This window comes from Shewanella sp. FDAARGOS_354 (genome assembly GCF_002209245.2).
GTDB lineage: Bacteria > Pseudomonadota > Gammaproteobacteria > Enterobacterales > Shewanellaceae > Shewanella > Shewanella xiamenensis.
In genome coordinates, this window is record NZ_CP022089.2 from 905,956 (window position 1) to 920,076 (window position 14,121).

At 44.1% G+C, this 14,121-nt stretch carries 13 protein-coding genes; 11 read left to right on the forward strand and 2 right to left on the reverse strand.

All coding sequences use genetic code 11. The features are described from left to right. Positions 1-181: 181 nt before the first annotated feature. Positions 182-1,297 (reverse strand): alanine dehydrogenase, encoded by a 1,116-nt coding sequence (gene ald / locus CEQ32_RS04170; RefSeq protein ID WP_037418428.1) that lies wholly within the window; start codon positions 1,295-1,297, stop codon positions 182-184. 180 nt (positions 1,298-1,477) lie between these two features. Between ald and lrp the strand changes: the two genes are divergently transcribed. The 7 genes from lrp to CEQ32_RS23175 all read left to right on the forward strand — a co-directional run bounded on the left by lrp (position 1,478) and on the right by CEQ32_RS23175 (position 8,890). Next, entirely contained in the window at positions 1,478-1,984 is a 507-nt protein-coding gene (lrp, locus tag CEQ32_RS04175; protein WP_037418431.1) for a leucine-responsive transcriptional regulator Lrp, read from the forward strand. Between the two features lie 324 nt (positions 1,985-2,308). Then, positions 2,309-5,047 (forward strand): DNA translocase FtsK, encoded by a 2,739-nt coding sequence (locus CEQ32_RS04180; protein ID WP_088585550.1) that lies wholly within the window; start codon positions 2,309-2,311, stop codon positions 5,045-5,047. Positions 5,048-5,116: 69 nt separating this feature from the next. Next, entirely contained in the window at positions 5,117-5,737 is a 621-nt protein-coding gene (gene lolA, locus CEQ32_RS04185) for an outer membrane lipoprotein chaperone LolA (protein ID WP_088585551.1), read from the forward strand. 8 nt (positions 5,738-5,745) lie between these two features. Beyond that, positions 5,746-7,077 (forward strand): replication-associated recombination protein A, encoded by a 1,332-nt coding sequence (locus CEQ32_RS04190; RefSeq protein WP_088585552.1) that lies wholly within the window; start codon positions 5,746-5,748, stop codon positions 7,075-7,077. Beyond that, on the forward strand, positions 7,070-7,444 hold the full coding sequence (gene crcB / locus CEQ32_RS04195; RefSeq protein ID WP_037418443.1) for a fluoride efflux transporter CrcB: 375 nt from the start codon (positions 7,070-7,072) through the stop codon (positions 7,442-7,444). The genes CEQ32_RS04190 and crcB overlap by 8 nt, the downstream gene beginning before the upstream one ends. A gap of 18 nt (positions 7,445-7,462) precedes the next feature. Next, positions 7,463-8,749, forward strand: a complete 1,287-nt coding sequence (gene serS, locus CEQ32_RS04200) for a serine--tRNA ligase (RefSeq protein ID WP_037418445.1) — start codon at positions 7,463-7,465, stop codon at positions 8,747-8,749. Between the two features lie 18 nt (positions 8,750-8,767). Further along, positions 8,768-8,890, forward strand: a complete 123-nt coding sequence (locus CEQ32_RS23175; RefSeq protein ID WP_037418447.1) for a hypothetical protein — start codon at positions 8,768-8,770, stop codon at positions 8,888-8,890. 77 nt (positions 8,891-8,967) lie between these two features. On the opposite strand, the gene eco is transcribed toward CEQ32_RS23175, so the two are convergent. After that, positions 8,968-9,519 (reverse strand): serine protease inhibitor ecotin, encoded by a 552-nt coding sequence (gene eco, locus CEQ32_RS04210; RefSeq protein WP_047535695.1) that lies wholly within the window; start codon positions 9,517-9,519, stop codon positions 8,968-8,970. Positions 9,520-10,034: 515 nt separating this feature from the next. Between eco and CEQ32_RS23250 the strand changes: the two genes are divergently transcribed. The 4 genes from CEQ32_RS23250 to CEQ32_RS04230 are packed head-to-tail and all read left to right on the forward strand — an operon-like array spanning position 10,035 to position 14,112. Beyond that, the gene (locus CEQ32_RS23250) at positions 10,035-11,210 is read left to right on the forward strand and encodes a methyl-accepting chemotaxis protein (RefSeq protein WP_088585553.1); all 1,176 of its coding nucleotides are present in this window, start codon (positions 10,035-10,037) and stop codon (positions 11,208-11,210) included. 32 nt (positions 11,211-11,242) lie between these two features. Then, positions 11,243-11,608 carry a response regulator gene (locus CEQ32_RS04220; protein ID WP_047535698.1) on the forward strand — a complete coding sequence of 122 codons (366 nt, stop codon included), beginning with the start codon at positions 11,243-11,245 and terminating at the stop codon, positions 11,606-11,608. 12 nt (positions 11,609-11,620) lie between these two features. Further along, positions 11,621-11,941: a lipid asymmetry maintenance protein MlaB gene (locus tag CEQ32_RS04225; protein ID WP_052183980.1), complete on the forward strand. Its 321-nt coding sequence runs from the start codon at positions 11,621-11,623 to the stop codon at positions 11,939-11,941. Beyond that, a complete protein-coding gene (locus CEQ32_RS04230) occupies positions 11,938-14,112 on the forward strand; it encodes a chemotaxis protein CheA (RefSeq protein ID WP_088585554.1) in 2,175 nt (724 codons plus the stop codon). Before CEQ32_RS04225 ends, CEQ32_RS04230 begins: the two co-directional genes overlap by 4 nt. Positions 14,113-14,121: the final 9 nt, after the last annotated feature.

Here is a 14,121-nt window from a genome sequence, read left to right on the forward strand (position 1 = left end):
GGTGATTCTTTTAGATTATGCTAATCGAATCCTAAGGCAAATTGTCAGCCTGAGTTTACTAAGGCTATGGCTTAAAACCGGCGTGAGTGAAGATAATTGTGATCTGCATAAAAAATCGGCCTCAACAGAGTGAGGCCGAACAAAGCAGAGTAGGTCCGTGTGAACCTAGGCTCTCATATGATTAGGCTAATAAACTTGCTGGCGCTGTGTACTCAAGATTTAATGCTTGAGCCACTTCTTTACAAACCAGTTTGCCGTGCATTACGTTCAAACCGTTTAGTAAGTGCTTGTCTTGTAACAGGGCGGCTTTATAACCTAAGTTAGCTAACTTAAGGATATAAGGCAGAGTTGCGTTATTGAGAGCGAAGGTTGATGTACGGGCTACTGCGCCTGGCATGTTCGCTACACAGTAGTGCACTACGTCATCAACGATGTAAGTTGGATCTTGGTGAGTCGTTGCATGGGAGGTTTCCACGCAACCGCCTTGGTCGATAGCAACGTCTACGATAGCACTGCCTGGTTTCATTCGAGAAATCATGCTACGTGTCACCAGTTTAGGTGCCGCAGCACCAGGAATTAATACGCCACCAATGACTAAGTCAGCTTCTAATACATGGCGCTCAATCGCATCGGCAGTCGAGTAAACCGCTTTAACAGCAGAACCAAATTGCATGTTTAAGCGACGTAGTGCATCGATGCTACGATCAAGCACAACTACATCAGCGCCCATACCAACAGCCATTTGCGCTGCATTAGTACCGACCATGCCACCGCCAATGATCACAACTTTAGCTGGCTCAACACCGGGTACACCACCTAATAACATACCACGACCACCAGAAGATTTTTCCAGCGCCATCGCACCCGCTTGGATAGACATGCGGCCAGCCACTTCTGACATCGGGGCTAACAGCGGTAAGCCACCACGGTCATCGGTCACAGTTTCGTAAGCGATACATACGGCACCACTTTTAATTAAATCTTCAGTTTGTGGTAAATCCGGTGCTAAATGCAGATAAGTGAATAAAATCTGGTCATGACGCAGCATGGCGCGTTCAACTGCTTGAGGCTCTTTTACCTTTACAATCATCTCTGCTTTAGCAAAGACTTCAGCAGCAGTTGCTAATATTTTTGCGCCTGCATCAATATAATCCTGATCAGTAAAACCAATTCCCGTGCCGGCATTCGTTTCTACAAACACTTCATGACCTTTGATTGTCAATTCGCGAACGCTTGAAGGAACCATACCGACACGATACTCGTGGTTTTTAATTTCCTTTGGTACACCAATAATCATTTTTGAGCCTCAATTGCCTGAAAAACCCACTTTTAATGGGCATAATTGTTATTTTATCGTGACCTGAACGTGATTAATTCAGGGATATCTAGTATAGTATCGGCGACGCAGTTTATGCTGCTGAACTTTAGACATACGTAGAATAAAATGTTGTTTTAGTGATAAAGCAAGGTTAAATAAATGGCATATAATAAAAAGAGTCCTGTAAAAGACTTGGATCGCATCGATCGCAACATTCTTAATGAATTACAAATTGATGGACGCATTTCAAATGTGGAACTATCTAAAAGAGTGGGATTAAGTCCTACTCCGTGTTTAGAAAGAGTGAAACGACTCGAAAAGCAAGGATATATCAATGGCTATACTGCTTTGGTGAATCCTCATTTCTTGGGTGCATCCCTACTGGTATTCGTGGAAATCACATTAAGCCGTGATACTCCCGAAGTATTTGATAAGTTTAATCGCGCTGTGCAACTGTTGGATGATATTCAAGAATGTCATCTCGTTTCTGGTGACTTTGACTACTTATTAAAAACACGTGTTTCTGATATGTCGGCTTATCGCCGCTTATTGGGCGAAACTTTACTGAAATTACCTTCTGTTTCAGATACCCGTACCTACGTGGTGATGGAAGAAGTTAAACATACTAGTCGTGTTGCGATAAACCAGCTGCTCTGCGATATTTAATACCCTGAAATGGTTACAATAAGGGGCCTAGGCCCCTTATTTATTCCAGTGTAAGCCTTTTAAAACCACACTTATAACCTTGCTTTTGCCCTTAAGTTAGCCAGCTTAGGGGCATATTTTTATCTGGCATTTGTCTTCAACTATGTAGCCTAAATTGATTGCGGAATAATCAGTTAATGGTCAAAGTCCTAGCTTTTATGAGCCAAGAGCGTTTTTTTATCTTATAGCAGTAATTCTTAGGAGAAAAACAGCCTAAGATGCTCCACATTTAATGGGATTCTGGTATCGTTAGCCCACCTGTTTCAATTTTATGGATTAAGTCGTTTGTCTCAAGGAAATAGTGTACGCACGCTCTCAGGCTTGCAGCGTCTGCTCGAAGGCGGACTTATCATTTGCTGTGTTGTAGCCACTTATATTTTGCTCGCTTTAGCCAGTTTCAGTCCCTCAGATCCGGGTTGGAGTCAGTCTCATTTTCAAGGTGATATCAATAACTGGACAGGGGCTGTTGGTGCTTGGATCGCCGATATCCTGCTGTATTTTTTTGGCGTGACAGCCTATATCATGCCAATTATTGTCGCCTCTACTGGTTGGCTGCTTTTTAAGCGCGCCCATGATTTATTGGAAATCGACTACTTTTCGGTCGCATTGCGGATCATTGGTTTTCTGCTACTTATTCTTGGTTTTTCGGCATTAGCCAGCATGAACGCCAATAATATCTATGAGTTTTCCGCAGGCGGTGTAGCTGGTGATGTCATTGGTCAAGCGATGCTGCCATATTTTAATAAGTTAGGCACAACCTTATTGCTATTGTGCTGTTTAGGCTCGGGTTTTACGCTATTAACAGGGATCAGTTGGCTGACCGTGGTTGAAAAGGTCGGCTTTGTCTCAATCTGGTGCTACAAACAACTCAAACGTTTACCTCAGTCGTTAAAGCGTGAGCGAGAAACGGAAGATACTCGCGGTTTTATGTCTGTTGTGGATAAATTCCGCGAGCGTCGTGATTCGCAACATGTGCTTGATAAAGCAAAAATACGTCAACCAGATATAACACAAAGCCGCGTGATCCATACACGGGCGTTACCAGAAGAGCCCCGTGAAGAATTCATCACTGAAGCCAGTAGTGGTAAAGGTAAGTTATCTTCTTTGGTTAAAATTTTAAGTTTAAACAACAATAAAGCAAAAGCTGAACCTAAAGGCCAGCAACGCGTTGAGCCGCAACTTGATCCTGTTAGCGCGGTCGCTGAATACGGTCATTTTGAAGCGCCACCTTGGGTAGCTAAAGCGCAAGATGCTGATTTGGAAGAAGATGAAACCGATAACGGTTTCAATGCTCAGGTTTTCGACGACGATGAGGATGAACCAGTATTGCATCGCGAAGCTATCATTGATGAAGACGATGACATCTTAACGTTCAATGATGACGATGTGATCGATTTTGATACCAAAGCATCTACGGGTGCAGTAACTCAAGCGCAGCGTCAAAAGCAGGCCCCTAAGGCTAAGATTGTCGATGGCATTGTCGTATTACCCGGCCAAGAAGATAAACCTGTGCCGACTAAGCCTATGGATCCGCTGCCGAGCATCAGTTTGCTCGATGTGCCTGATCGTAAAAAGAACCCGATTAGTCCCGAAGAGTTAGAACATGTGGCACGTTTGGTTGAAGCTAAGCTTGCCGACTTTAATATTGTTGCCACTGTTGTGGGGGTCTATCCAGGTCCGGTGATCACTCGTTTTGAGCTTGAACTTGCGCCAGGTATTAAAGCCTCTAAGATTTCAAACCTTGCAAATGACTTAGCCCGTTCACTGCTGGCAGAGCGTGTGCGAGTCGTTGAGGTGATCCCAGGGAAATCTTACGTTGGCCTAGAACTGCCAAACAAGTTTCGCGAAACCGTGTATATGCGTGATGTACTCGACTGTGAAGCCTTTACTCAGAGCAAATCGAATTTAACTATGGTGCTTGGCCAAGATATCTCCGGTGAGCCTGTGGTGGTTGACTTAGGTAAAATGCCGCACTTATTGGTTGCTGGTACGACAGGCTCGGGTAAATCAGTCGGGGTGAACGTGATGATCACCAGCTTGCTGTATAAGTCTGGTCCTGAAGATGTTCGCTTTATCATGATTGACCCGAAAATGCTTGAGCTCTCGGTTTATGAAGGTATCCCGCATTTACTCTGTGAAGTCGTTACCGACATGAAAGAAGCGGCCAATGCGCTGCGTTGGTGTGTGGGTGAGATGGAGCGCCGTTATAAATTAATGTCTATGATGGGCGTTCGTAACATCAAGGGATATAACGCGAAAATCGCTGAAGCTAAAGCCAATGGTGAAGTGATTTATGATCCTATGTGGAAATCGTCTGACAGCATGGAGCCAGAGGCACCAGCCTTAGATAAACTGCCTTCGATTGTGGTGGTTGTCGATGAATTTGCCGACATGATGATGATTGTCGGTAAGAAAGTGGAAGAACTGATCGCCCGTATCGCCCAAAAAGCCCGTGCTGCGGGTATCCATTTAATCCTCGCGACCCAGCGTCCGTCGGTGGATGTGATCACCGGCTTAATCAAGGCTAACATTCCGACGCGAATGGCGTTCCAAGTGTCTTCCCGTATCGACTCCCGTACCATTTTAGATCAGCAAGGTGCCGAAACCTTACTCGGTATGGGTGACATGTTGTACTTACCGCCCGGAACCGCAGTGCCAAATCGTGTCCATGGTGCCTTTATCGATGACCATGAAGTTCACCGTGTGGTAGCCGATTGGTGCGCCCGTGGTAAGCCACAATACATTGATGAGATCCTCAATGGCGTCAGTGAGGGTGAACAAGTGCTATTGCCGGGTGAAACCGCCGAATCCGATGAAGAATACGATCCGCTTTATGATGAAGCCGTTGCCTTCGTGACCGAAACTCGCCGAGGTTCGATTTCGAGCGTGCAGCGTAAATTTAAGATTGGTTATAACCGTGCAGCACGTATTATCGAACAAATGGAAATGCAGGGTGTGGTTTCGGCGCAGGGCCATAACGGTAACCGCGAAGTGTTAGCACCTCCGGCCCCAAAACACTATTAATGTTAAGCTAGATATCAGTTTGAACTTGCCATAATGCGGCGAGTTGAACTTTTAGTCCAAAGGATACCTATGAAAAAACTGTTGTGTGCTGTGTTGTTATCACCATTGTTATACAGCAATGCAGTGTTGGCCGATGATGCTAAGCAATTACGCGAAACCTTAAACGGCACGGAGTCCCTTAAGGCGGATTTTAAGCAAACCGTTACTGATGTGAATAAAAAAGTTATCCAAAGCGGTGCTGGCGTATTTGCACTTGCTCACCCTAATCAGTTTTATTGGCATTTAACGGCGCCCGATGAGTCTAAAATTGTCGCCGACGGTAAAGACTTATGGATCTACAACCCCTTTGCCGAGGAAGTTGTGATTATGGATTTTGCTGAAGCTATTAATGCATCGCCTATCGCTTTATTAGTTCACCGCGATGATGCCACTTGGTCGCAATATAGCGTGACCAAGAAGCAAGACTGTTATGAAATCAAACCTAAGTCGATGGACGCTGGTATTTCTGCGGTTAATGTGTGTTTTAACAAAGGCACACTGAATAAATTTAATGTACTCGATGATAAAGGCAATCTGAGCCAGTTTGACTTAAGCAACCAACACACTATTAGTTCTGCGGATAAAGCGCTGTTTAAGTTTGTGTTGCCTGATAACGTTGATGTTGATGACCAACGTGTTAAACCCCAATAGGTTAGCGAGTGAGTAGTTTATCGTTTAATTTTGCGCCCGATTTTCGTCCTTTGGCCGCGCGTATGCGCCCAAGGACGATAGCTGAGTACATAGGTCAAGCCCATTTGTTGGGTGAAGGTCAACCACTACGCCAAGCATTAGAAGCGGGCCGTGCCCATTCGATGATGTTATGGGGACCGCCTGGTACTGGTAAAACGACCCTTGCCGAACTTATCGCCCATTACTCCAATGCCCATGTCGAACGTATTTCGGCGGTCACGTCGGGTGTAAAAGATATTCGCGCCGCCATTGAGCAAGCGCAAGCGATTGCTCAATCCCGTGGCCAACGCACCTTGCTGTTTGTCGACGAAGTGCATCGCTTTAATAAGAGTCAACAGGACGCCTTTTTGCCCTTTATTGAAGATGGCACTGTGATTTTTATTGGGGCGACCACGGAAAACCCTTCATTTGAAATCAATAATGCCTTACTGTCGCGGGCGCGTGTTTATCTAATTAAGCGTTTAAGCCAAGACGAGATAGTGCATATCATCACCCAAGCCTTAACGGATGCCGAGCGTGGTTTAGGGCAGCGTCAGTTAATTATGCCAACGGATGTGCTCAGTAAGCTGGCGCAGTTATGTGATGGCGATGCGCGTAAGGCGCTGAACCTGCTTGAGTTGATGAGCGATATGGTGGCCGATGGTGGCAGTTTTACCACTGAAATGCTGGTTCAAGTCGCAGGCCATCAAGTGGCAGGGTTCGATAAAAATGGTGATCAGTTTTACGATTTGATTTCTGCGGTACATAAATCGATTCGCGGCTCTGCGCCGGATGCCGCGCTCTATTGGTTTTGCCGCATTTTAGAAGGCGGCGGCGATCCGCTGTATGTCGCCAGACGCTTATTAGCCATAGCCTCAGAAGATGTGGGCAACGCAGATCCTGCTGCCATGACCATTGCGCTCAATGCCTGGGATTGTTTCCACCGCGTTGGGCCTGCCGAAGGTGAGCGGGCGATTGCCCAAGCGATTGTGTATTTAGCCAGTGCGCCTAAGAGTAATGCCGTTTACACCGCCTTTAAAGCGGCGAGGGCGCTGGCACGCGAAACCAGCCAAGAGGCCGTGCCTTATCATTTACGTAATGCACCCACAAAACTCATGGCGGAAATGGGTTTTGGCGCCGAGTATCGTTATGCCCACGATGAACCCAATGCCTATGCCAGCGGTGAGAATTATTTCCCCGAATCCTTACAAGCATCGCAATTTTATTTCCCGACTGAACGCGGATTTGAGAAGCGGATTAAGGACAAATTGGCGCAATTAGCGCAATTAGATCAAGCCAGTGGGAGAAAAAGGTATGAATAATCTCATACTTGTTGCCTTAGGTGGTTCCATTGGTGCGGTTTTTCGCTATCTTATTTCAATATTCATGATCCAAGTATTTGGCAGCAGTTTTCCTTTTGGTACACTGTTGGTCAATGTCCTTGGTTCATTTTTAATGGGCGTCATTTACGCACTGGGACAATTGAGTCATATCAGCCCAGAACTCAAAGCACTAATTGGTGTTGGCCTGTTAGGTGCTTTGACAACGTTTTCAACCTTCTCAAACGAAACTTTATTGCTGATGCAAGAAGGAGATTGGTTGAAGGCGGCTTTGAATGTGGTGTTGAACCTAAGTCTATGTTTGTTTATGGTTTACTTAGGTCAACAACTGGTTTTTTCTCGCATTTAACTATTAAGAATATATCACATGTTAGATCCTAAATTTTTGCGCAACGAATTAGCAGTGACCGCTGAGCGATTAGCTACCCGTGGTTTTATTTTAGATGTCGCTCATCTCACCCAATTAGAAGAAAAACGTAAGTCACTGCAAGTGGCAACGGAAGAGCTGCAAGCCTCGCGTAATGCTATTTCCAAGTCCATCGGACAAGCTAAATCCCGCGGCGAAGATGTGGATGCCATCATGGCGCAGGTAGGCGATTTAGGTGCGCAATTAGATGCGAAGAAAGTCGAGCTGGCCGCGGTACTTGAAGAAGTGAACGCGATTGCTATGTCGATGCCAAACCTGCCAGACGAGTCTGCGCCTATCGGTGCTGACGAGACTGAAAACGTCGAAATCCGTCGTTGGGGCACGCCACGCAGCTTCGATTTCCCTGTTAAAGATCATATCGATTTAGGTGAAGGCCTAAACGGTTTAGATTTTAAGAGCGCAGTGAAAATCACTGGCTCACGCTTTATCGTGATGAAAGGCCAAATTGCTCGTTTAAATCGTGCATTAGGGCAGTTCATGCTAGATCTACACACCACTGAGCATGGTTATACCGAAGCCTACGTGCCATTACTGGTTAACGAAGCAAGCTTATTGGGTACAGGCCAATTACCTAAGTTTGGTGAGGATTTATTCCACACAAAACCTGCGACCGAAGAAGGCCAAGGCTTAAGCCTTATTCCAACCGCAGAAGTGCCATTAACCAACTTAGTGCGTGATACCATCGTTGATGAAGATGAGTTACCCATTAAATTAACCGCACATACCGCGTGTTTCCGTAGTGAAGCAGGGTCTTACGGTAAAGATACCCGTGGCTTAATTCGTCAACATCAGTTTGATAAAGTGGAATTAGTACAGCTAGTTAAGCCAGAAGATTCAATGGCTGCACTCGAAGTGTTGACTGGCCATGCGGAAACGGTTTTACAACGCTTAGGCTTACCATATCGTACTGTGGTGCTTTGTACCGGTGATATGGGCTTTGGCTCAAGCAAGACCTACGATATTGAAGTGTGGTTACCTGGGCAAAACACTTACCGTGAGATCTCTTCATGCTCAAATATGAAGGATTTCCAAGCGCGCCGTATGCAAGCGCGTTACCGTGTTAAGGCTGATAACAAACCCGCATTATTACATACCTTAAATGGCTCTGGTCTTGCGGTAGGTCGTACCTTAGTTGCAATTTTGGAAAACTATCAAAATGCTGATGGTAGCGTGACTATTCCTGAGGCGCTGCGTCCATACATGGGCGGGCTCACACAGATCGGTTAATTGACATAACACAATACCATGGATAAAGGTCAACGCTATCTTCGTTGGCTTTCCTATACTGCGGTCATCGCCATATTTTGCGCTGTGATGCTCGCAACCTTAGGTAAAGCTGTCTGGGTTGTGTTAGAAAACGTCAATTAGCACGACTCAATGTTAAGACTCAAAATGAAAAGGGATATCTGCAATAGATATCCCTTCTTTTTGATTTTTTTACATGATTACTTTGAATATTGATACGCTGAATCAGCCTTCCACGTTCTAAAGCGCAGTTCTGCACCCTCGGGTAGATAAAACACCTTTGGTAGACGACTGTCATAACGCAGTGTTAATTCACTTGGGATCCTTAGAAATGCTTCTTTTTTGGCTAATTCAAAACAGGCCATCATAGTGCTTGGGCCTTCTGATATTTCATCGACCTGATAGTAGTTATAACCCCAACCTTCAACGGTGAGCTCTTTAAGCTGGCCATTGAGTCCATGTTTATTGCAATCAACAAGTTGAGTTTGGCCTATTTGGATCTCGACCATGTAGTCTGCTTCATTCTCAAGCTTAGGTAATGTCAAAATATGTTGAACCATGCCTTTCTTGGGGGCTGGGAACATTTTAACGGCTTCCCCTGGAGCATAATTATTGGTGTTCATACGAGAAACATTAATCATTGGGGCATTAAGTCCTGTTGGATGAGGCGGACTGACAGCACTGGCATTAAAAGAAAGCAACGTAAAGGCCAGTGGTACTACCGCAAGATGACGCAATTGAGTTAATTTCATACATTTCTCCTTAAGACTCAAAAATAGGTTGCTAGGATAATGGAACAACCATTCTACGGTACCTATAAACGGCTTACTTGCAAGAAAGGGTTATTTATGCAGGAAAATTTAAGCCCATGACTCATTTTCCTTAAGATCTTTATCTAGCATTCGGCTATAAAATCAATGAATTTTAGAGAGTTGAACTGTGTTTTTGAAAAATGGCGCATTCATAGAAAATTTTATAGTCTCAATGCTGTGGTTTGTTTGAGCTTAAAAACTGTTTAAAAAATAATACCACTTAGCAGACCGATAGCCATCAACTACTTACGATGTTCTTAATCCGAACGTCATTTCATCCCCAATGTTAAATTTATTGAGATAATTAGAGGCTTATTTAATTAAATCAGCCTTTTGTGTGATCTTGTTCAAGAAGTACTCAGAGTTTTGGCGTAATACGAAAAAAGCGACTACGTTTATTTGTAGGGAAAAGTTTCTTCCGTAACAACATAATAGAAATAAAAGAGACAGTAAAAATGACAAGCATGGAGCGCAATCTTTTTTCTACCACCACCTTGACCTTTATTGTTGGAGCTATAGTCTTCTGCGGGCTCGTTTGGCTCTCCCATTGGTGGCTTGCAGGCTTATGTTTACTCTCATACTTTGGATTTGCTTGGGTGCTTCGGGCACAAATTCACAAATCGACTCATCTTTATCAATCTCGCCAACTCGCCTATGAAAAAGAGAAACGGCATCATGTTGACCAACAAGTCGCCAAACTTGAGGCGATTATTTCCCGCTTAGTACCCGTTTGGCAGGGACATATCGTCTCTGTCGACCAACAAATGAACCAAAGCGTAGCCAATATGACGGAGCGATTTAGTTCAATTATCAGCGAAATCGAAAAAGTCACTAGTAATTCAACGGGGATCGCAGATCAACTCCACTCCCCAGCTATAGAAGACGACAAAGCACTGCTAAAAGCATTATTTAATGACTTAAACCAGATGAATAGTGCCAAACTGCACCATTTAGAACAGTTAACCGCATTAGTTAACGATACCAAAGCACTTGATGGACTCGCAGCTGAAGTTAGAAAAATTGCCCAACAAACCAATTTATTAGCCTTAAATGCGGCAATTGAAGCCGCTAGAGCCGGAGAATCGGGTCGCGGCTTTGCCGTAGTGGCTGATGAAGTCAGAACCTTGTCAGCTCAATCAGGGCAGACAGGTGAACGGATCACTCAGCAGATCACTGAATTAAATCAACGTATGGCGGAGCTATACCAGCTGACCGATGCAGCTACTTTACAGGAAAGCCAAGCGCTAGAAGGTGGTGAGTCCATTCTCATCCGTGTAATTGACCACCTCGAAAATCGTACTTTGCAAATGAAAGATGAGGGTATTCAAGCATTAGAGCTTGGTCGGCAAGTTAAAAGAGAAATTGAGCAAATATTAGTGGATTTTCAATTTCAAGATCGCTGCGACCAAATGTTAAGACAGCTTGTTGCCAGTATTGATGAACTTACAGAGCTAATCCGTGTTCAACAGCAAGCGAGGGAAGCCGGTTTACCTATTCCTGAAGGTGATGTGGATTCCTTGCTTGCCATGATGAAGCAAAGGTATGTGGCGACCGAACAGCATATTCACCATAGTTCAAAAAAAGATAGCCATTATCAACATGCAGAGAAAAGTTCTATTAACTTCTTTTAGTTCACGTTTATAAAACAAGGATGGCCACTGAGATGAAAAGAATACTCGTAGTTGATGACTCTGCCTCTATCCGACATGTCGTCAGTATTGCGCTTAGGGGCGCAGGTTATGAGGTCATTGATGCCTGTGATGGTAGAGATGCACTGAGTAAACTCAATGGCGATAAAATTAATCTTATTATCAGTGACGTTAATATGCCAAATATGGATGGCATTAGCTTTTTAAAAGAAGTTAAAAAACATCCGCGTTATAAATTCACTCCAGTCATTATGCTCACCACCGAGGCGGGTCGGGATAAAATGGAAGAAGGGCGCATGGCGGGAGCTAAGGCATGGGTAGTCAAGCCTTTTCAACCACCCCAAATGCTTGATGCGGTAGCTAAACTTTGTTTACCGTAAAAGGATTTGTGTATGCCAATCAATATCGCGCTAAAAGATCAATCTATTAAGGTTAACTTAACCGAAGAGTTAACTATCTATAGTGTTATGGAATTTCGTGATGCACTAGTCGGTCATTTGCAACCGGGTGTAGACATCAGTGTTGATCTTTCTCAAGTGACAGAGATCGATACCGCAGGGCTTCAGTGGCTTCTGGCGCTTAAAGTATTGAATGAGGCACATCGAGTAGAATTTTGTCACCACAGCAAAGCGGTAATAGATGCTCTCGCACTTTCGGGTTTGTCTGGCACATTTGACGATACCATAGTGATATCCTCGGAGACTCGCCTATGACCGCCAATGACGTACAAAAGTTATTTATGACCGAAGCGGAAGAACTACTGACAGAAATGGAAGATGCATTATTGTCATTAGAGGTCGACGCAGAAAGTACAGAATTAATAAATCAACTTTTTAGAGCAATGCACACGATAAAAGGTGCAGCGGGTATTTTTAATTATCGTGCCATCGTTGATTTTACTCATCCCATTGAAACGTCAATTGATAGGCTGCGCAAAAATGAATTGAAAATAGATAGTACGCTTATAGCACTACTCCTTAAGTGTAAAGATCATACATGGGCGTTGGTCAATGCTGCGGTAGAGGAGGATGAGGCAGAGTTGAATACACTCTGCATTCAAAGTCAGTCAATTTTGGCCGAATTAGCGCAACATGAAAACCTTGAACCTTGTTACCCTCAGACTCTCGCCGCAGAGGCGATTACCCCAGAACGGATAGAAGGACATTATCTTGATACGGGCCATTGGCTTATATCACTGGATTTTAAAGCCGATGCACTACGTAATGGATTAGATCCATTAAGCTTTATTCGTTATTTGCATCAATTAGGTCAAGTGCTTGAAGTTATATGTTTAAGCCACAAGTTGCCGCCATTCGAAGAATGTGACTTCGAAAGTTGCTTTTTACGCTATCGTATTATTTTTGCTGGAGATTGTACAAAAGAACAAATTGAGTCGGTATTTGAATTTGCCCAAGATGATTGCGATATACAGATTCTACCTTCACAAAAAATCTCCGAATCATTTCAAGCGCTGATTGAACAGCTTAATCCGTCTGAAAATCAGCGGCTAGGTGAAATTCTGCTATCGATCGGCGCCATCACTGAAAGAGAACTCTCTAAATCACTCGATTTACAGTCTGGTAAGAGTGAAGACTGCACGACTAAAAAACTGGGCGAAGTGCTAATTGCAAACTTACTTGTCGATAAACCTGTGGTTGAGCAAGCCCTTAAAAAACAAATTCAAGCTCGAGAGCAGGCGCAAACTATTCGCGTCGATTCTAATCGTCTTGGCCAGTTAATTAATTTGGTTGGTGAGCTGGTGACGGCAAGTGCCGCGATGAAGGTGATGGTCGACCGTTACCAATTTCTCGATGCTAATGACCTAGTAGGATCGGTAGAACATCTGGTCCAAGAAATTAGAGAAAATGCCTTACAACTGCGTATGGTGCAGATAGGCGAAACCTTTTCACGTTTCCGGCGAGTAGTACGCGATGTCAGCAATGAACTAGGTAAACAAATTGAGTTAACCATTCAAGGGGGAGAGTCTGAACTCGATAAAATCGTTGTTGAAAAGATTAATGACCCTTTAACCCACCTCGTTCGCAATGCCCTAGATCACGGTATTGAACTTCCAGAGGCTCGTCTCAAGGCAGGTAAATCCGCTGAGGGACATCTGATGTTAAATGCCTACCATGATTCTGGACATATCGTTATTGAAGTCACTGACGATGGTGCTGGACTTGACCCTGAACGCATTAGAAGAAAGGCTGAAGCATTGGGGTTAATTGATGTAAACCAGATGCTTAGCCATTCTGAAATTTTGAAATTAGCCTTTGAACCAGGCCTCAGTACTAAAGATAAAGCAAGTAATCTGTCAGGAAGAGGTGTTGGTATGGACGTTGTTAAACGCAATATTGAAGCGTTACGCGGCTCAGTTGAACTCGATAGCGAGCTGGGTAAAGGTACAAAAGTGACGATCACATTACCATTAACTCTTGCCATTATTGATGGTTTTATGGTCGGTGCTGCCAACGAAAACTATGTGATACCGCTGAATATGGTAGAAGAATGTGTCGAGCTCAATCGGGGCGAATGGCATGAGCAACAGAAGAATTACATCAGTTTGCGTGGAGAACTGATGCCTTTTATTCGACTTAAAAGTTTTTTTAATATACCCAATTTAAATCAAAACCATACCCGTGAAAGCCTTGTTGTTGTTCGTTTTGGTCGAACTAAAGCAGGGATAGTTGTCGATAAATTATTTGGTGAACAGCAAACAGTGATTAAGCCCTTAGGGAAAATGTTTCAACATCTCAAGGGATTAAGCGGTGCCACTATTTTAGGAACGGGAGATATTGCCTTGATCCTTGACGTACAGGGTTTAATTACTGAAGCAAGCATTAGCGCCAAAAAATATCATCATGTAGCACTGATTGATGAATAGCCTATGTTG

What these genes read in the sequence shown, in the direction of transcription:
- ald (WP_037418428.1), bottom strand. Translation starts at nt 1,297, where the DNA reads ATGATTATTGGTGTACCAAAGGAAATTAAAAACCACGAGTATCGTGTC.
- lrp (WP_037418431.1), top strand. Translation starts at nt 1,478, where the DNA reads ATGGCATATAATAAAAAGAGTCCTGTAAAAGACTTGGATCGCATCGAT.
- lolA (WP_088585551.1), top strand. Translation starts at nt 5,117, where the DNA reads ATGAAAAAACTGTTGTGTGCTGTGTTGTTATCACCATTGTTATACAGC.
- crcB (WP_037418443.1), top strand. Translation starts at nt 7,070, where the DNA reads ATGAATAATCTCATACTTGTTGCCTTAGGTGGTTCCATTGGTGCGGTT.
- serS (WP_037418445.1), top strand. Translation starts at nt 7,463, where the DNA reads ATGTTAGATCCTAAATTTTTGCGCAACGAATTAGCAGTGACCGCTGAG.
- CEQ32_RS23175 (WP_037418447.1), top strand. Translation starts at nt 8,768, where the DNA reads ATGGATAAAGGTCAACGCTATCTTCGTTGGCTTTCCTATACTGCGGTC.
- eco (WP_047535695.1), bottom strand. Translation starts at nt 9,519, where the DNA reads ATGAAATTAACTCAATTGCGTCATCTTGCGGTAGTACCACTGGCCTTT.
- CEQ32_RS23250 (WP_088585553.1), top strand. Translation starts at nt 10,035, where the DNA reads ATGACAAGCATGGAGCGCAATCTTTTTTCTACCACCACCTTGACCTTT.
- CEQ32_RS04220 (WP_047535698.1), top strand. Translation starts at nt 11,243, where the DNA reads ATGAAAAGAATACTCGTAGTTGATGACTCTGCCTCTATCCGACATGTC.
- CEQ32_RS04225 (WP_052183980.1), top strand. Translation starts at nt 11,621, where the DNA reads ATGCCAATCAATATCGCGCTAAAAGATCAATCTATTAAGGTTAACTTA.
- CEQ32_RS04230 (WP_088585554.1), top strand. Translation starts at nt 11,938, where the DNA reads ATGACCGCCAATGACGTACAAAAGTTATTTATGACCGAAGCGGAAGAA.